Annotated in this window: 13 protein-coding genes; 6 read left to right on the plus strand and 7 right to left on the minus strand. The window is 63.8% G+C overall.

Annotated features, from left to right (window positions below):
• Positions 1-5: 5 nt before the first annotated feature.
• The 3 genes from CAG44_RS06210 to CAG44_RS06220 are packed head-to-tail and all read left to right on the plus strand — an operon-like array spanning position 6 to position 2,724.
• Entirely contained in the window at positions 6-920 is a 915-nt protein-coding gene (locus tag CAG44_RS06210; protein ID WP_085691767.1) for a glycine betaine ABC transporter substrate-binding protein, read from the plus strand.
• Complete coding sequence (locus CAG44_RS06215) at positions 917-1,570, plus strand: ABC transporter permease (protein ID WP_085691768.1); 654 nt, start codon at positions 917-919, stop codon at positions 1,568-1,570. The genes CAG44_RS06210 and CAG44_RS06215 overlap by 4 nt, the downstream gene beginning before the upstream one ends.
• On the plus strand, positions 1,567-2,724 hold the full coding sequence (locus CAG44_RS06220; RefSeq protein WP_047594687.1) for a betaine/proline/choline family ABC transporter ATP-binding protein: 1,158 nt from the start codon (positions 1,567-1,569) through the stop codon (positions 2,722-2,724). The genes CAG44_RS06215 and CAG44_RS06220 overlap by 4 nt, the downstream gene beginning before the upstream one ends.
• Positions 2,725-2,861: 137 nt before the next feature.
• On the opposite strand, the gene CAG44_RS06225 is transcribed toward CAG44_RS06220, so the two are convergent.
• The 3 genes from CAG44_RS06225 to CAG44_RS06235 all read right to left on the minus strand — a co-directional run bounded on the left by CAG44_RS06225 (position 2,862) and on the right by CAG44_RS06235 (position 6,880).
• Positions 2,862-5,291, minus strand: a complete 2,430-nt coding sequence (locus CAG44_RS06225) for a TonB-dependent receptor (protein ID WP_085691769.1) — start codon at positions 5,289-5,291, stop codon at positions 2,862-2,864.
• 108 nt (positions 5,292-5,399) lie between these two features.
• Entirely contained in the window at positions 5,400-6,362 is a 963-nt protein-coding gene (locus tag CAG44_RS06230) for a FecR family protein (RefSeq protein WP_085691770.1), read from the minus strand.
• 20 nt (positions 6,363-6,382) lie between these two features.
• Positions 6,383-6,880: a sigma-70 family RNA polymerase sigma factor gene (locus CAG44_RS06235; protein ID WP_025337788.1), complete on the minus strand. Its 498-nt coding sequence runs from the start codon at positions 6,878-6,880 to the stop codon at positions 6,383-6,385.
• Between the two features lie 494 nt (positions 6,881-7,374).
• Here CAG44_RS06235 and CAG44_RS06240 point away from each other — a divergent pair, with 494 nt between their 5' ends.
• Positions 7,375-8,538, plus strand: a complete 1,164-nt coding sequence (locus CAG44_RS06240) for a type III PLP-dependent enzyme (protein ID WP_025337787.1) — start codon at positions 7,375-7,377, stop codon at positions 8,536-8,538.
• Between the two features lie 342 nt (positions 8,539-8,880).
• On the opposite strand, the gene CAG44_RS06245 is transcribed toward CAG44_RS06240, so the two are convergent.
• Entirely contained in the window at positions 8,881-9,630 is a 750-nt protein-coding gene (locus tag CAG44_RS06245) for a tetratricopeptide repeat protein (RefSeq protein WP_085587456.1), read from the minus strand.
• A gap of 3 nt (positions 9,631-9,633) precedes the next feature.
• The gene (locus tag CAG44_RS06250; RefSeq protein WP_085587454.1) at positions 9,634-10,314 is read right to left on the minus strand and encodes a Fe2+-dependent dioxygenase; all 681 of its coding nucleotides are present in this window, start codon (positions 10,312-10,314) and stop codon (positions 9,634-9,636) included.
• A gap of 222 nt (positions 10,315-10,536) precedes the next feature.
• Between CAG44_RS06250 and CAG44_RS06255 the strand changes: the two genes are divergently transcribed.
• Positions 10,537-12,810 carry a TonB-dependent siderophore receptor gene (locus CAG44_RS06255; protein WP_025337784.1) on the plus strand — a complete coding sequence of 758 codons (2,274 nt, stop codon included), beginning with the start codon at positions 10,537-10,539 and terminating at the stop codon, positions 12,808-12,810.
• 254 nt (positions 12,811-13,064) lie between these two features.
• Complete coding sequence (locus CAG44_RS06260; RefSeq protein WP_085691771.1) at positions 13,065-15,620, plus strand: sulfite reductase flavoprotein subunit alpha; 2,556 nt, start codon at positions 13,065-13,067, stop codon at positions 15,618-15,620.
• 185 nt (positions 15,621-15,805) lie between these two features.
• Here the strand turns inward: CAG44_RS06260 and CAG44_RS06265 are convergent, their stop codons facing one another.
• Together CAG44_RS06265 and CAG44_RS06270 are read right to left on the minus strand one after the other, a co-directional pair.
• Positions 15,806-16,597 carry an amidohydrolase gene (locus CAG44_RS06265; protein ID WP_015269022.1) on the minus strand — a complete coding sequence of 264 codons (792 nt, stop codon included), beginning with the start codon at positions 16,595-16,597 and terminating at the stop codon, positions 15,806-15,808.
• Entirely contained in the window at positions 16,585-17,733 is a 1,149-nt protein-coding gene (locus tag CAG44_RS06270) for a pyridoxal phosphate-dependent aminotransferase (RefSeq protein ID WP_085691772.1), read from the minus strand. Before CAG44_RS06270 ends, CAG44_RS06265 begins: the two co-directional genes overlap by 13 nt.
• Positions 17,734-17,740: the final 7 nt, after the last annotated feature.

The following is a 17,740-nucleotide window of genomic DNA, read 5'->3' on the forward strand; positions in this document are numbered from 1 at the left end:
AACGTATGAACAAGAGAATCGCCTTGCTGCTGGGCGCGGCCCTGCTGTTCGCAGGATTTGCCCAGGCGGCGGACAAACCACTGATCCGCATCGGCGCGCGGGTGTTCACCGAACAGACCGTACTCGCCGAAATCACCGCGCAATACCTGCGCGCCAACGGCTATGACGTGCGCGTCACCACCGGCCTTGGCAGCAATATCGCGCGCCAGGCCCAGGAAACCGGCCAGCTCGACCTGATGTGGGAATACACCGGCGTGTCGCTGGTGTCGTACAACCATATCGACGAGCGCATGCCCAGTGCCGAGGCAACCTTCGCCAGGGTCAAGGCGCTGGATGCCAAGAAGGACCTGATCTGGCTGACCCCATCGAAGTTCAGCAACACCTACGCCCTGGGCTTGCCCAAGCAGGTAGCCGAGGCCTATCCGCAGGTCAACACCATCAGCGACCTCAACCAGGTACTGCGTGACGAAAGCCACCGCAACCACCTGGTGGCGCTGGACACCGAGTTCGCCAACCGCCCCGATGGCCTGGTCGGCCTGCGCGAGATGTACGGCCTGCCGCTGGACCGCCGCAACATCCGCCAGATGGACGGCGGCCTGGTGTACACCGCGATGCGCAACAACCAGGTGTTCGCCGGGCTGGTGTACACCACCGACGGCCGCCTGAACGCCTTCGACCTCAAGCTGCTGGAGGACGACAAGCACTACTTCCCCGACTACACCGCCGCGCCGGTGGTGCGCAAAGCCGTGCTCGACGCCAACCCGCAGCTGGCCGGCCTGCTCAAGCCACTGGCCGAACAGCTGGATGACGCAACCATGCGCCAGCTCAACGCCAAGGTCGATGTCGAGCACCAGAACCCGACTGCCGTGGCCGCCACCTTCCTGCGTGAGCACCCACTGAACAGAGAGGGCCAGCCATGAACCTGATCGATACCTTCAACCACCTGGACTGGGCCCAGGTGCTGCAACTTACCTGGCAGCACATCATGCTGGTCGGCGTCGCCGTGGGCCTGGCGATCGTCGTCGGCGTACCGCTGGGCATCCTCATGACCCGCTTCCCGGCCGTCGCCGCCCCATTGCAGGCCAGCGCCACGGTGTTGCTGACCATCCCCTCGATCGCCCTGTTCGGCCTGCTTCTGCCGTTCTACTCCAAGTTCGGCCAGGGCCTCGGGCCGCTGCCGGCGATCACTGCGGTGTTTCTCTACTCACTGCTACCGATCATGCGCAACACCTACCTGGCCCTGACCAACGTCGAGCCCGGCATCCGTGAAGCCGCGCGCGGCATCGGCATGACCTTCGGCCAGCGCCTGCGCATGGTCGAACTGCCCATCGCCGTGCCGGTGATCCTCGCCGGCGTGCGCACCGCCGTGGTGATGAACATCGGCGTGATGACCATCGCCGCCACCATCGGCGCCGGCGGCCTTGGCGTACTCATCCTCACCTCCATCAGCCGCAGCGACATGTCGATGCTGCTGGTCGGCGCCGTGCTGGTCAGCCTGCTGGCAATCATCGCCGACCTGCTCCTGCAAACCCTGCAACGTGCCCTGACTCCAGAAGGACTGCGCTCATGATCGAACTGAAGAACCTCAGCAAAACCTTCAACGTCAACGGCAAGGACGTCAAAGCCGTCGACTCGGTAAGCCTCACCGTCAACGAAGGGGAAATCTGCGTGTTCCTCGGCCCCTCGGGCTGCGGCAAGAGCACTACCCTGAAAATGATCAACCGCCTGATCACGCCCACTTCCGGCCAGGTGTTCATCAATGGCGAAGACACCACCGGGCTGGACGAGGTCACCCTGCGCCGGCACATCGGCTATGTGATCCAGCAGATCGGCCTGTTCCCCAACATGACCATCGAGGAGAACATCACCGTGGTGCCGCGCCTGCTCGGCTGGGACAAACAGAAGTGCCATGAACGCGCCCGCGAACTGATGCACATGATCAAGCTGGAGCCCAAGCAGTACCTGCAGCGCTACCCGCGCGAGCTGTCCGGCGGCCAGCAGCAGCGTATCGGCGTGATCCGCGCCTTGGCGGCGGAAGCGCCGGTGCTGCTGATGGACGAGCCATTCGGCGCGGTCGACCCGATCAACCGCGAGATGATCCAGAACGAGTTCTTCGAGATGCAGCGGGCCTTGAACAAGACCGTGATCATGGTCAGCCATGACATCGACGAAGCGATCAAGCTGGGCGACAAGATCGCCATCTTCCGCGCCGGCAAGCTGTTGCAGCTGGACCACCCGGACACCTTGCTGGCGCACCCGGCGGATGATTTCGTCAGCAACTTCGTCGGCCAGGACAGCACCCTCAAGCGCCTGCTGCTGGTACGTGCGGAGGATGCGGCAGACAACGCGCCATCGGTGAGCCCGCAGACGCCGGTGAGCGATGCGCTGGAGCTGCTGGACGAGCACGACCGCCGCTACGTGGTGGTGACCGATGCGCAGAACAAGGCGCTGGGCTACGTGCGCCGGCGTGACATGCATCGCCAGCAAGGGACTTGTGGCGACTTCCTGCGGCCGTTCAATGCCACGGCGTCGCATGATGAGCATTTGCGCATCCTGTTGTCGCGGATGTACGAGTTCAACCGGGCGTGGCTGCCGGTGTTGGATGCCGAGCAGGTGTTCTTGGGCGAGGTGACGCAGGAGTCGATTGCGGCTTATTTGAGTTCGGGGCGTTCGCGAGGGGCGAAGACCAGCATCGTGTCGCCGGCTGAGGCGGTGGTTTCTTGATCCCTGGGGGCGCTTTGCGCCCCATCGCCGGCAAGCGCGGCTCCCACAGGTCCTCTACAAGCCTACGGGGTGGCGCTGTACCTGTGGGAGCCGCGCTTGCCGGCGATGGGCCGCATAGCGGCCCCGACGATTTCGGCTCAGAACCCTACACTGGCCTGCACATAGAAGGTCCGCGGCTCACCCACATAGATGCCGGCATTGTTGTCGCTGGAGCGGGTGAAGTACTGCTTGTCGAACAGGTTCCTCACCCCCGCCGCCAGCTTCAGGTTGGACATCTGGGGCCCGAACTCATACCCGCCACGGGCATGCCAGGTCACGTAACCCGGGATATCGCCAAACTGCCCATCCGCACTCGGCTCGGTGATGTAGTCGCCGTTGAAGCTGCCATCGGCATTGATCCCGGTACCCGGCGCGCGCTGCTTGGATTGGGCGTAGGCATCCAGGTTCCAGGTCCAGTGATTGACCGCGTAACGCACCCCGGCAGTGGCCACCTGGCGTGAATAGAACGGCAGGTCACGGCCCTCGAAGCCAGGAATGTCCCCTTCATAAGTAGCGCGGGTATAGGTATAGCCACCGCTCACCGACAGCCCTTCCAGGCGCGGGTCCAGCCCGTCCAGGTCATAGCGCACCGAGGCCTCGATACCCTGGTGCTTGGTCGCGCCGAGGTTGGTCCAGCCCACGTCGTTGCTGATGTACTGCAGTTCGTCATCGAAGTCGATGTAGAACGCCGTCAGCTCACCGGCAAAGCCACCATTGTCATAGCGGGTACCGATTTCGTAGGTCTTGGCCTTTTCCGGCTCCAGGCCATTGGCCGTGCTGTTGCCAGCCCCCCCCTGGCCCAGCTGGAAGTACTGCAGGCTGCCGAACGAGGTCTCGTAGTTGGCGAACACCTTCCACGCATCGGAGATGTGGTACATCACGCTCAGCGCCGGCAGTGGCTCGTTGCTGGTGATGCTGCGTTTCTTCTCCGGCACCGGCTGGCCGTTGGCACCGAGCACCGGGCGGTCGCGCCAGTCGGTGTTGATATGCTCGAAGCGGATACCCGGGGTGATGGTCCAGTTACCCACGTCGATCTTGTCGTCGATGTAGTAGGCACTGGCCTCGGTACCACCGCTGCGGTCCTGGAACACATGGCCGTCGGAGCCCGGGGTCGGCGTCGGCACGTTGTCGATCAGCGCCAGGCGGGTCGACTGCTCACGCATCGCTTCCTTCAGGTAGCGGTAGCCCACGCTGACTTCCTGGGTGGTCGGGCCGGCGAAGAAGATCCGCGACAGCCGCGGTTCGATGGCAAAGGTGTGGTAGTTGCGCGGGTACGACGACAGGGTCTTCATGTCGCGCGAGGCAATGGCGCTGCCGCGGAAGCTGTCGGTGTAGTAGGTCAGCACTTCGAACTGGGTGGCGTCGTCGAGCTGCCGCTGCCACTTGAACGACACGTCCTTGCGCCGGCCGGCGAAGTAGTCGTAGTCGCGCAGCGACTGGTACGGGTTGCTGTCGTATTGCGCCTGGGTCAGGCCGCCGGGCATGTCGGCGCGGCCGTCGTAGTAGTGGAAGTTGAGCCAGAACTCGTCAACGTCGGTCGGCGCCCAGTGGGTCTTGAGGATGACGTCGTCAATGTCGTTGCCGTTGTTGCTTTCACGGTAGCCGTTGCCATTCACCCCGGTGTACAGCAGCGCCACGCCCATGCCGTTGTCCGCCGTGCCGCCGACGAAGGCCGACTCGGTGTGTTTCCAGCCGCCATGCTGGGAGGTTTCCAGGGTGGTGGACAGCTCGGCCGAGGCCTTCTCCGGGATCGCCCGGGTAACGAAGTTGATCACCCCACCGACGTTCTGCGGGCCATAACGCACGGAACCGGCGCCACGCACCACGTCGATGCTGTCGAGGTTGCCCGAGGAAATCGGCGCCATCGACAGCTGCGGCTGGCCATAGGGCGCGAAGGCGGCCGGGATGCCGTCGATCAGCACCGTGGAGCGTGGCGACAAGCGCGAAGTCAGGCCGCGAACACCCACGTTCAGCGACAGGTCGCTGCCGCCGGTGCCGTTGGAGTCCTGCACCTGCACGCCCGGGATGCCGCGCAGCACGTCGCGCACGTTCATTGCGCCCTTCTCCACCATCGCCTCGCGGCGTACCACGGTGCGCGCGCCGGGGTGGTTCTGCACCACGCTCTGCTGGGCATCGCCCAGCCAGTCACCCACCACCTTGATGTCGGTGGGCGCCAGCTCCAGGCTGCCGGTGGTGAGGGTGCCATCGGCCTGGGCCGGCTTGACCACCACGGTGCCCTGGGACATCTCGTAGGTCAGGCCGCTGCCTTGCAGCAGCTGCTGCAGCGCCTGCTCGGGCGCCAGCTGGCCGGACACCGCCGGGGCCTGCTTGCCGGCCACCAGCTCGGGGCTGAAGAACAGCTGCAGGTTGGTCTGCTGGCCCAGCTGGTTCAGCGCCGAAGCCAAGGGTTGGGCCTGGATCTGGATGGTGCTGCCGGCCTCTGCGGCCTGGCTGTTGACGGCCACGGCGCTGACCGCCAGGGCCAGCGCCAGGGCGCGGAAGCGTGGGAAGGGCTTGTTGTTGTTCACGTCGTCAAAACTTCCTGGAATACGGAATAAACGCCAACCGCATGCAAATGGAAATGCTTGGCAGTTGCAGCTGGCGGGGAAGACGAACGAGCGGAGAAAAACCTGAATCTATTTCGCGATTATTTCGCGCGAGCCATCTTCATGGGCCTTGATGGCCACCGGCAGGATGCTCGGCAAGGCACGCAGCAGCGCGTCGGTGTCGTCGCTGCTGAAGGTGCTGGACAGCCGCAGCTGGGCGACTTTGCCGGGGGCGACCCGCAGCGGCTGGCTGCGGTAACGCGAGGCTTCGGCCACCACCTCGGCCAGGGTGGCGTTGTCGAACACCAGCCTGCCTTGGCGCCAGGCAGTCAGGGCGCCGGTATTCACCGCATAGGGCGCCGCCACCTGGCCTTGTGCATCTATATGCGAGCCCTGGCCCGCCGTGAGCTGCGCCAGCGAGGCGCCCTTGCCCTGCACACGCACCGAGCCCTGCTCCACCGCCACGCGGGTGCTGGCCGGGTCCAGGCGGACGTCGAAACGGGTACCGGTGACAGTCACGCTGCCCTGGGCGGTGTCGACCACGAACGGCCTGTCACTGTCGTGGGCGACGGTGAACATCACCTCACCCGCCATCAGCCGGACATGCCGCTGGCCGGCGCTGAAAGCGACCTGCACTTGCGTGCTGCCGTTGAGTTCAAGGTGCGAACCATCCGGCAGTTCGACCTGGCGGCGTTCGTTGAAGGCAGTCTGCAAGCTGCCCTGGTGATTCAGTTGCTGGTAGTGCCAGCCGCCCCAGCCCAGGCCCAACGCCAGTGCGGCCACGCTGGCGGCCAAGGCCTGGCGCACGAAGCGCCGACGTGGCAACTGGCGTACCGGGGCCGGCTGGCACAGCGCTTCCAGGCGCTGGCGCGGGATGAAATCGGTGGCCTGCCACAGGCGGGCGAGCTGCTGGTACTCATCACGGTGCCGTGCATCGCCTTCCAGCCAGGCGTGCAGCTGCGCCTGCAGCCCGGCATCGCGAGGCGCATCCTGCACCCGGGCGAACCACGCGGCCGCCTGCTCGCGGACGGTATCGGTACCGTGCTGTTTCATCGAAAAGGTCTCCTGACTCATCATGCCGACACATCCAGGTGCTCACGCAGATGCCGGAGCGTGCGGATCATATACTTTTCGACCATGTTCTTGCTCAACCCCATGCGCTCGGCGATCTCGGCCTGGGTCAGGCCTTCGAGCTTCTGCCAGATGAACACCTGCCGGCAATTGAGCGGCAGTTCGGCCAGCGCCCGCTCGACACTGTCGGCCAGCTCCAGCGCATGCACGTAGGCCTCGGGGTCGCCACTGGCGGCCACGCCTTCGTCGAAGGCTTCCAGCTCCAGGGCCTGGCGGCGGTCCTCGCGCCGGAAACCATCCACGGCAATATTGCGTGCGGTCTGGTGCAGGTAGGCGCGTGGCTGCTCGACCTGCTCGCGCGGGTTTTCCAGTACCCGGACAAAGGCATCGTGGGTGAGGTCCTCGGCCTGCTGTCGACTGCGCAACTTGCGCGTCCAGGTGCCGATCAGCTCATGGTAGTGGTCGAGGAAGCCTTTGGGTCCGGACACGGTCGGGGTCATCAGGGAGGCAGACAAGGGTGCGAATAGTAATGTTTCTCATCAAACACGGCAATTCCGCCAGTCGGTAACAAAAAATTTATCGTCTTTTTCATGCACGGCGGTGCCAGGGAAATGTGGCCATAAATATGAACACCTGAGGCCCTTTCGCGGGCACGCCCGCTCCCACAGGAACCGCGAGATGCCTGTGGGAGCGGGCGTGCCCGCGAAGGAGCCAACGCGCTCCATTCCACTATTTTTTACGCTTGAAACACTCCGGGGAACATCAGCCGGTCACATGGGTCGGTTATTCAAATGGCAGGTCGTCGATCCGCGTCGATCACGCCCGGATTGCCTGTTGATTCTGCATTCTTCACGCCCTAAAGTGCGCGCCGAACGTCCATGCTGGAAACGATCCATCCGGCTCAAGTACTGAGTAGGCGAACCAAAGTGGGGATACGGAGGACGTTCAGTTTGCAGCCACTTAAATTTTCAGTTTGCCCATGGAGTCCCTGAGCATGTCGATCCAGGTCGAAGACTATTTCGCGCGTGACACCTTCCAGAAAATGAAGGCGTTCGCCGACAAGCAGGAAACCCCGTTCGTACTCATCGACACCCAGATGATCAGCCAGGCCTACGACGACCTGCGTGCTGGTTTCGAATTCGCCAAGGTGTACTACGCGGTCAAGGCCAACCCGGCCGTGGAAATCATCGACCTGCTCAAAGAGAAAGGTTCGAGCTTCGACATCGCCTCGATCTACGAGCTGGACAAGGTGCTGGGCCGCGGCGTCAGCGCCGACCGTATCAGCTACGGCAACACCATCAAGAAGTCCAAGGACATCCGCTACTTCTACGAGAAGGGCGTGCGCCTGTATGCCACCGACTCGGAAGCCGACCTGCGCAACATCGCCAAGGCCGCACCGGGTTCGAAAGTGTACGTACGTATTCTCACCGAAGGCTCGACCACTGCCGACTGGCCGCTGTCGCGCAAGTTCGGCTGCCAGACCGACATGGCCATGGACTTGCTGATCCTCGCCCGCGACCTGGGCCTGGTGCCTTACGGCATTTCCTTCCATGTCGGCTCGCAGCAGCGCGACATCAGCGTGTGGGACGCAGCCATCGCCAAGGTCAAGGTGATCTTCGAGCGCCTGAAGGAAGAAGACGGCATCGAGCTCAAGCTGATCAACATGGGTGGCGGCTTCCCGGCCAACTACATCACCCGGACCAACAGCCTGGAAACCTACGCCGAAGAGATCATCCGCTTCCTGAAGGAAGACTTCGGTGACGACCTGCCGGAAATCATCCTCGAGCCGGGCCGTTCGCTGATTGCCAACGCCGGTATCCTGGTCAGCGAAGTGGTCCTGGTTGCACGCAAGTCGCGCACCGCCGTCGAGCGCTGGATCTACACCGACGTGGGCAAGTTCTCCGGCCTGATCGAAACCATGGACGAAGCCATCAAGTTCCCGATCTGGACCGAGAAGAAAGGCGAGGCCGAAGAAGTGGTCATCGCCGGCCCGACCTGCGACAGCGCCGACATCATGTACGAAAACTACAAGTACGGCCTGCCGCTGAACCTGGCCATCGGCGACCGCCTGTACTGGTTGTCGACCGGTGCCTACACCACCAGCTACAGCGCAGTGGAATTCAACGGCTTCCCGCCGCTGAAGGCTTACTACCTGTAATGCGAAACGGGGCCGAAAGGCCCCGTTTTCATTTGTGCTTTCCTGTACCGGCCCTATCGCCGGCAAGCCGGCTCCCACAGGTACAGCACAGGCCTGGAGGGCATTGATATCCCTGTGGGAACCGGCAAGCCAGCTCCTGCAGGTACAGCACAGGTCTGGAGGACAGTGATATCCCTGTGAGAGCCGGCAAGCCAGCTACTACAGGTACAGCACAGGTCTGGAGGACAGTGATATCCCTGTGAGAGCCGGCAAGCCAGCTCCTGCAGGTACAGCACAGGTCTGGAGGACAGTGATATCTCTGTGGGAGCTGGCTTGCCGGCGATAGGGCCAGCACAGGCAACCTCAGTTCCCTCGCCGTTCGATCTCCTCGGCATACCGCGCCGCAAAGGCCATCAACACCGGCCCCGCCCCCTGCAAGGTCACCAGCGCACTGCGCAGGAAATTCATGTTCCCCTCGACCCGCGCCCGTTCCAGCCAAGGCCCGGCTTCCGCCACCTGCCCACGCTCGACCAGCACCAGCCCCAGGCTGAACATGCCTCGAAAGTCCCCCGCCTCGGCCGAACGCCGATACCAGCGCACCGCCCGTGCAGGGTTGGGCGCCGTGGCGATGCCTTGCTCCAGGTAACGCCCGTACAGGTTCATCGACTTGGCATGCCCCATGTGCGCGGCCTTCTCGTAGCACATCAGCGCCTGCGCCTGGTTGGCCGGTATGCCGCGCCCGGTGGCCAGCAGGTTGCCCAGGTTGTACAGCCCCCAGTCCAGCCCGGCATCTGCCGCACGCGCATAGTGGATGGCCGCCTGTGCCTGGCTTGGCTCACCGCCCCAGCCATGCTCCAGGCAACGCCCCAGCATGTTGTGCGCCATGGCACTGCCGCCCTGCGCGGCGATGCCGAACCAGCGCCTGGCGACGGCGGCATCCGCCTGAATGCCGCGCCCGTCGAGCAGGATCTGCCCCAGCAGCAACTGTGCCTCCACCGCGCCCTGCCCGGCCGCCGCCAGGATCGCCTGGGCGGCCTTGCCAGGGCTTTCTTCCAGCATGGCCTGCAAACCGGCCACATCCACCACTTCCTCACGCCGCAACTGATAGGACACGGTTCAGACCTCGGCCCAGCGGCGCAGCAGGTTGTGGTAGGTGCCGGTCAGCTGTAGCAGTGATGGATGCTCCGGCACATCGGCAGTCAGTTGCTGAATGGCATTGTCCATCTCGAACAGCAATGCCCGCTGGCTGTCCTCGCGCACCAGGCTCTGGGTCCAGAAGAACGCGGCGTAACGCTGGCCACGGGTAACCGGGTTGACCTTGTGCAGGCTGGTGCCGGGGTACAGCACCAGGTCACCGGCGGCCAGCTTGACCTGCTGCACGCCATAGGTGTCCTGGATCACCAGCTCGCCGCCGTCGTAGCTGTCCGGATCGCTGAGGAACAGCGTGGAAGACAGGTCGGTGCGCACCCGCTCCGGGCTGCCCTTGGGCTGGCGCAGGGCGTTGTCGATGTGGAAGCCGAAATTGCCGCCTTCGCGGTAGCAGTTGATCAGCGGCGGGAACACCTTGTGCGGCAAGGCTGCAGACATGAAGCGCGGGGTCTGCCACAGGCGGTCGATCAGCGCACTGCCGATCTCCTTGGCCAGCGGGTGACCTTCCGGCAACTGCAGGTTGTGCTTGGCCTTGGCCGACTGGTAGCCGGCCGTGATCTTGCCGTCGGCCCAGTCGGCCTGCTCCAGCGCCTCGCGGATACGGGCCAGTTCATCAGCGTGAAACAGGCCGGGGATGTGAAGCAGCATGGCGGCAGCACCGTTGGAAAATGTAAAGGCGCCAATGATATTGATTCCATTTTGCGCTTCACAAGCCCCATTCGCCGCTTAAGACGTTTCAGCTTGATGAAACCGTAAAGGCAAATTGTAAAGATTGTAAATTCTTCACGAATGGTAACGACTCTCAATTGTGAGTCACAATTGCTTACATTAAGATCCGCGGCCTTAACACCTTGGGGAAGGTCCTTAGCAATGCGCCAGTACGTACCATCTGCAGTGAGTTCACCACGCCTGATCGTGTCTGCCATCGGTGTCGCCCTCAGCGCTTCGTCAGCCTATGCCGCCGACCCGGCCGCCAGCAGCGCTATCACCCTCGACGCCACCAGCGTCAACGGCAAGGCTGAACAGGCCAGCACCGATTACAAGGTCGACAAGGCCTCTTCGCAGAAGTACACCGCGCCGCTGGTAGATACCCCGCGCTCGATCACCGTGATCCCGCAGCAAGTGATCAAGGACACCAGCGCCCTGACCCTGCAGGATGCACTGCGCACTGTGCCGGGCATCACCATGGGTGCCGGCGAAGGTGGCAACCCCTCCGGCGATCGCCCATTCATTCGCGGCTTCGACAGCCAGAGCTCGATGTACCTGGACGGCGTGCGCGATACCGGTTCGCAAACCCGCGAAATCTTCGCCATCGAGTCGGTGGAAGTGGCCAAGGGCCCGAACTCCTCGATCGCTGGTCGCGGCGCTGCCGGTGGCACCATCAACATGGTCAGCAAGCGTGCGCACCTGGGCAACTCGCTCGACGGCGCCTGGACCTGGGGCAGCGATCAGACCCAGCGCTACACCCTGGATGGCAACTATCAGTTCAGCGACAGCGTCGCTGGCCGCCTGAACCTGATGACCCACAAAAGCAACGTCGCCGGCCGCGATGAGGTCAACTACGACCGCTGGGGCGTGGCACCTTCGCTGGTGTTCGGTCTGGGCACCGATACCCGCGTGAGCCTTGACTACTACCACGTGGAAAGCGACGACCTGCCGGATTCGGGTATTCCCTACAGCCTGCGCTCCGGCAGCTCGGCCGCTCGCACCTCGGCCAACCCGGACAAGCCGACCCACGGCGGTGGCAGCAGCAGCAACTACTACGGCCTGGTCGGTCGCGATTTCTCCAAGAGCCGTGCAGATATCTCGACCATCAGCATCGAGCACGACCTGAGCGACTCGCTGACCATCAAGAACACCTTGCGCCATGGCAACACGCTGCAGGACTACATCTACAGCCAGCCAGACGACAGCAAGGGCAACATCCTCAACGGTGAAGTCTGGCGTCGCCCGAACAACCGTGTCGCCAACACCCGCACCACCACCAACCAGACCGACCTGTATGGCGATTTCTACGTTGGTGGCATGAAGAACAGCTTCTCCACCGGTATCGAACTCAGCCGGGAAACATCGGTGAAATCGGGTTATGACGTCACCGGTTTCGGCGCTGGCAGCTGCTCGAGCGCAACAGGTCAGATCTCCGGTGTCTGTACCTCGTTCCCGAACCCCAATCCGCATGAAGAGTGGGACGGTACCATCAGCCGCACCGAAGCCGGTGCCGATACTTCTGGCAACACGCGCGCCATCTACTTCACCGACACGCTGGAGCTCGACCCGGCCTGGTTGCTGACCATGGGCCTGCGTTACGACCACTTCGACACCAAGGTCAAGACCAAAGCGGCCAACGGTTCGACCAGCTTCAAGACCGAAGACACCAGTGAGTTCGTCACTGGCCAACTGGGCCTGACCTGGAAGCCTGCCGAGAACGGCAGCATCTATGTGTCCTATGCCACCTCCGCCACCCCGCCTGGCGCCTCGCTCGGCGAAGGTTCCGACGGCAACGCGCTGGTCACGGCCACCACCACCAGCGAGTTGAAACCGGAAAAAACCACCAACTACGAAATCGGTACCAAGTGGGATCTGCTCGACGAACGCCTGGCGTTGACCGCAGCCATTTTCCGCACCGAGAAGGAAGACGCTCGTGTGCTGGTGGATAACAACACCTACCAGAACATCGGCAAGACCCGTGTCGATGGCCTGGAGCTCAGCGCCAGCGGCAAGCTGACCGACGCCTGGCAAGTATTCGCCGGCTACACCTACCTGGATGCCAAGCTCGTCGACGGCGGCGCGCAACGGGTCGGCACGGTGTTCATCGATGGTTACAACGATGGCAACCAACTGCCTAACACACCGAACAACAGCCTGACCCTGTGGACCACCTACAACGTCACACCGAAGCTGACCATTGGTGGTGGTGCCTTCTACGTCGATGAAGTGTTCGGCAACACCACCAACAGCGTGATGGTCGACTCGTACTGGCGCTACGACGCCATGGCCAGCTACAAGCTGACCAAGCACGTCGACCTGCAGTTGAACGTGCAGAACCTCACCAACGAGGTCTACTACGACAAGGCCTACAGTGGGCACTATGCCAACCAGGCCGCCGGGCGGACTGCGCTGTTGACCACCAGCTTCCACTTCTGATGCCGGGATGGGGTTGATCTGCTCGGATAGGCTGCTCCTGTAACGGCCTCTTCGCGGGCTTGCCCGCTCCCACAGGTACTCCACAGGGTTCAAGTGCTGTGCAGTTCCTGTGGGAGCGGGCAAGCCCGCGAAGAGGCCAGTACAGGAGACCATCAAAAGAAGCCCCCGCCCCGTTCATTCCCGTGAGCGGGGCTTTTGCGTATCAAGGCATAATGCACGCCGCGCAGTGTGCGGCAGAAACACAAGGTGATCATGTGGTGAAGAAGACGCTGTTCCAATTGCACTGGTTCTTTGGCATCACCGCTGGCCTGGTGCTGGCCTTGATGGGTATCACCGGGGCCTTGTACTCGTTTCAGGAAGAACTGCTGCGCGCGCTGAATGCCGATGTCCTGAAGGTCCAGGTGCGCCCGGAGGGCGTGCTGCCCCCGGCCGAACTGGTCCAGCGGGTCGAGGCCCAGCAGCACGACAAGGTGGCGATGCTGTGGGTCGATGTACGCGAAGGCAACGCCGCACGCGTCTTCTTCACCCCACCGCCAGGCGAGCGCCGTGGCCAGCTGCGCTATGCCGACCCGTACACCGGCGAACTCAAGGGAGAAGTGGCCGGGCAAGGCTTCTTCAACCTCATGCTCAACCTGCACCGCTTCCTGGCCATGGGCGACAGCGGCCGGCAGATCACCGGGGCCTGCACCCTGATGCTGGTGTTCTTCTGCCTCTCCGGCCTGTACCTGCGCTGGCCGCGCAAGGCGCTGGACTGGCGCACCTGGCTGACCTTCGACTGGGCCAAGAAAGGCCGCGCCTTCAACTGGGACCTGCATGCGGTGGCCGGCACCTGGTGCCTGCTGTTCTACCTGCTGTTCGCCCTGACCGGGCTGTTCTGGTCCTACGAGTGGTACCGCGAGGGCCTGAACAAGCTGCTGGCCGACGCGCCGGCCGCCGGCCAGCAGCAAAAGCGCGGCGAAGGCCGGGGCCGCCACGGGCCGCAGAAAATCGACAAGAACGCCCCGCCGCTAGTGGTCGACTACGACGCGATCTGGGCCAACCTCAAGGACGCTGCCGGCCCGGGCCTGGCCATGTACAACCTGCGCCTGCCACCGGTAGGCGGCCAGCCGGCCAACCTGTTCTACCTGCTGGACAACGCCGACCACCCACGTGCCTTCAACACCCTGGTACTGGACCCGGCCAGCGGCCAGGTGAAAAGGCATGACCGCTACACCGACAAGTCCTTCAAGGCCCAGTTGCTGCAGAGCGTCTACGCCCTGCACGTGGGCGAATACTTCGGCCTGCCGGGGCGCATCATCGTCACCATCGCCAGCCTGACCATGCCGCTGTGCTTCGTCACCGGCTGGCTGCTGTACCTCGACCGCCGTCGCAAGAAGCGCCAGGTACGCGCCGCCCGTGGCAACGTCACCGGCAACACTGCCAGCGGCGACAGCTGGCTGATCGGCTTTGCCAGCCAGAGCGGGCTTGCCGAACAACTGGCCTGGCAGAGCGCCGGGCAGCTTCAGGCCGCCGGCCTGCCAGTGCAGGTACGCGCCCTGGCAGAACTGGGTGAAAGCGACCTGCGCCAGGCCCGCCGTGCACTGTTCGTGGTCAGCACCTTCGGTGACGGCGAAGCCCCCGACAGCGCCCGCGCCTTCGAGCGCAAGGTGCTCGGCCAGCCTTGGGCGCTGAACAACCTCAGCTATGCCGTGCTCGCCCTCGGTGACCGCCAGTATCCGCACTTCTGCGGCTTCGCCCGCCGCCTGCAGGCATGGCTGGGTGAACGCGGTGCCAGCAGTGCGTTCAGCCCGGTGGAAGTGGACAACGCCGACCAGGCCGCGCTGCAGCAGTGGCAGCAGGAACTGGCGCAACTGACCGGAGCCCAGCCAGTGGCCGCCTGGCAGCCGCCGAGTTTCGGCAACTGGTCGCTGGTGCGCCGCGAACTGCTCAACCCGGGCAGCCAGGGCCAGCCGGTGTACCTGCTGGACCTGCGACCGGAACAGCCCGCCAGCTGGGAAGCCGGCGACCTGGTGGAGATCTTGCCGCTCAACGGCCAGCCGAGGATCGACGCCTTCCTCGATGGCATGGCGCTGGATGCCGGGGCCAAGGTGCAAGTGAATGGCCTGGACGAAACCCTCGCCCAGGCGCTGGCCGGCCGGCAGTTGCCGACCCGTCGCGATCACCTGGTCGGTTTGCAGCCACAGGCGCTGGTCGACGCCCTGGTGCCGATCGGCAGCCGCGAATACTCGATTGCCTCGATCGCCAGCGATGGCGTGCTGGAGCTGATCGTGCGCCAGGAACGCCATGCCGATGGCAACCTGGGCCTGGGTTCCGGCTGGCTGACCGAATACCTACCGCTTGGGGGTATGTTGAGCCTGCGTTTGCGGCGCAACAGCAGCTTCCACCTGCCGGAAACGGCTGCACCGCTGGTATTGATCGGCAATGGCACCGGCCTGGCCGGCCTGCGCAGCCTGCTCCGCGCGCGGGTGAATGCTGGCGAGCAGCGCAACTGGCTGCTGTTCGGCGAGCGTAACCGGGCGCATGACCTGCTGTGCGGCAACGAGCTGCAAGGCTGGCTGGACAAAGGCGACCTGGCACGCCTGGACCTCGCATTTTCGCGGGATCAGGCCGACAAGGTGTATGTGCAGGATGTGTTGCTGCAGCAGGCTGAAGAGTTCAAGCGCTGGGTCGCGGATGGTGCCTGTGTGTATGTCTGCGGCAGCTTGCAAGGCATGGCTGCCGGAGTGGATGCGGCGCTCAACGGCATCCTTGGGGAAGCGGTAGTCCAGCAGCTGATCGAGGATGGGCGGTATCGGCGGGATGTGTACTAGCTAGCTGCACCGGCCCTTGTGGGAGCGGCCTTGTGTCGCGAAAGGGCCGCGCAGCGGCCCCAGGATATCGGCAGCGATGCATGAATTGCTGGGGCTGCTACGCAGCCCTTTCGCGACACAAGGCCGCTCCCACAATAAAGGCCAATTCAGACCATACAGGCCAATTCAAGCCATACAGTTCCGGCCTAGTGCAGCTCGAAGGTGTCGGCATCCAGGTTGGCCGGGAACTTGGCCCGGTAGGCCGCCAGCTCCGCCGCGCTCAACACCGCGGTGAACACCCCGTCGGCCTCCCCGGCACTGAGCAGGCTCTCGCCCTGGAAGTCCAGCACCTGGCTGTCGCCGGAATAGGCAAAGCCCTTGCCGTCGGTGCCCACCCGGTTCACCGCCGCCACATAGCACAGGTTCTCGATACCCCGCGCCGGCAACAGGCGGTTCCAGTGCTGGCGGCGCGCAGCCGGCCAGTTGGCGGTGTACAGCAACAGGTCGGTGTCCTGGGCATCGCGGCTCCACACCGGGAAGCGCAGGTCGTAACAGATCAGCGGGCGAATCCGCCAGCCCTTGAGCTCGAACTGCACCTGGCGCTCGCCCGGGGTGTAATGCTTGTGCTCACCGGCCATTCGGAACAGGTGGCGCTTGTCGTAGTGCAGGATCTCGCCATCCGGCCGGGCCCACAGCAGGCGGTTGCGGTGGCTGCCATCGGCGGCCTGGATGATCACGCTGCCGGTAATCACCGTGTTGTACTTCTTCGCCTGGGCCTTCAGCCATTTGTAGGTCGGGCCGTTTTCCGGCTCGCACAGGCTTTCCGATTGCATGGAAAAACCGGTAGTGAACATTTCCGGCAGGATCACCAGGTCCACTTCACCCACCTGCTCCAGCAGCACTTCGAAGTGCGCATAGTTGGCCTCGCGGTCGTGCCAGGCCAGGGTGGTCTGCACCAGGGCGACTTTCAGGTTCGGCAGTGTACTCAGATCGCGCATAGTTTTTCCGCTGCCTGACGCAGCGTCTCCTCTCGTTTGGCAAAGCACAGGCGAACCAGGCGTTGCTCGGGGATGGGTTGCTGGTAGAACACCGACACCGGGATGGTCGCCACGCCGTGCTCACGGGTCAGCCACAGCGACATGTCGACATCGTTCAGGTCCGGGCGGATCTGCGAATAGTCCACCAGCTGGAAATAGGTACCCGCCGTGCGGGTGAAACGGAACCGCGAGCCCTCCAGCAAGCCGCAGAACAAGTCTCGCTTGGCCTGGTAGAAGGCCGGCAGTTCATCGATATGCTCGGGGTGCTCGGCCATGAAATCGGCCAGGGCGCACTGCAGCGGGGTCACACCGCAGAAGTTGACGTACTGGTGTACCTTGCGCAGCTCGGCACTCAGCGCCGGCGGGGCGATCACATAGCCGGTCTTCCAGCCGGTGACGTGATAAGTCTTGCCGAACGAGCTGACCACGAAGGCGCGTCGATACAGTTGCTCGTGGGCCAACACGCTGGCATGGCGCACGCCGTCGTAGACCAGGTGTTCATACACTTCATCGCTGACCAGGTAGATATCGCGATCAGCGATAAGCCGGGCCAAATGGTCGAGGTCTTCCCGGGTAATCAGCGCACCGCTGGGGTTGTGCGGTGAATTGAGGATCACCATGCGCGTGCGCGGGCTGAGGGCATCGCTGAACTTCTGCCAGTCGATGCGGAAATCGCCGTCGCTCAGCTGTACATGCACGCAGCGCCCACCGGCCAGTTCCACGGACGGCTCGTAGCTGTCGTAGCAAGGGTCGAAGACGATTACCTCGTCACCGGCATGCACCACTGCCTGGATGGCGCAGAAGATCGCCTCGGTGGCGCCAGGGGTGATGGTCACTTCCTGGTCGGCATCCACCTGCGCGCCATACAGCCGCGCGACCTTGGCCGCCACCTGCTGGCGCAGGGCCGGCAAGCCGGTCATCGGCGAATACTGGTTATGCCCGGCGGCCACATGCCGGCCGACAGCATCGAGCAGCGCCTGCGGGCCATTGAAGTCGGGGAAGCCTTGCGACAGGTTGAGCGCGCCCGTCTGCACGGCGAGCTGGGACATGGTGGTGAAGATGGTCGTGCCGACATTCGGCAGTTTGCTGCGGATCATGGAGCCC

Origin of the sequence: Pseudomonas sp. B13(2017), from assembly GCF_002113245.1 — a bacterium.
Classification (GTDB): Bacteria; Pseudomonadota; Gammaproteobacteria; order Pseudomonadales; family Pseudomonadaceae; genus Aquipseudomonas; species Aquipseudomonas putida_Z.

Bases quoted from the DNA above. Each gene is read 5' to 3' on its own strand.
- CAG44_RS06210 (WP_085691767.1), top strand. From the start codon at position 6: ATGAACAAGAGAATCGCCTTGCTGCTGGGCGCGGCCCTGCTGTTCGCA.
- CAG44_RS06215 (WP_085691768.1), top strand. From the start codon at position 917: ATGAACCTGATCGATACCTTCAACCACCTGGACTGGGCCCAGGTGCTG.
- CAG44_RS06220 (WP_047594687.1), top strand. From the start codon at position 1,567: ATGATCGAACTGAAGAACCTCAGCAAAACCTTCAACGTCAACGGCAAG.
- CAG44_RS06230 (WP_085691770.1), bottom strand. From the start codon at position 6,362: ATGAAACAGCACGGTACCGATACCGTCCGCGAGCAGGCGGCCGCGTGG.
- CAG44_RS06235 (WP_025337788.1), bottom strand. From the start codon at position 6,880: ATGACCCCGACCGTGTCCGGACCCAAAGGCTTCCTCGACCACTACCAT.
- CAG44_RS06240 (WP_025337787.1), top strand. From the start codon at position 7,375: ATGTCGATCCAGGTCGAAGACTATTTCGCGCGTGACACCTTCCAGAAA.
- CAG44_RS06250 (WP_085587454.1), bottom strand. From the start codon at position 10,314: ATGCTGCTTCACATCCCCGGCCTGTTTCACGCTGATGAACTGGCCCGT.
- CAG44_RS06255 (WP_025337784.1), top strand. From the start codon at position 10,537: ATGCGCCAGTACGTACCATCTGCAGTGAGTTCACCACGCCTGATCGTG.
- CAG44_RS06265 (WP_015269022.1), bottom strand. From the start codon at position 16,597: ATGCGCGATCTGAGTACACTGCCGAACCTGAAAGTCGCCCTGGTGCAG.
- CAG44_RS06270 (WP_085691772.1), bottom strand. From the start codon at position 17,733: ATGATCCGCAGCAAACTGCCGAATGTCGGCACGACCATCTTCACCACC.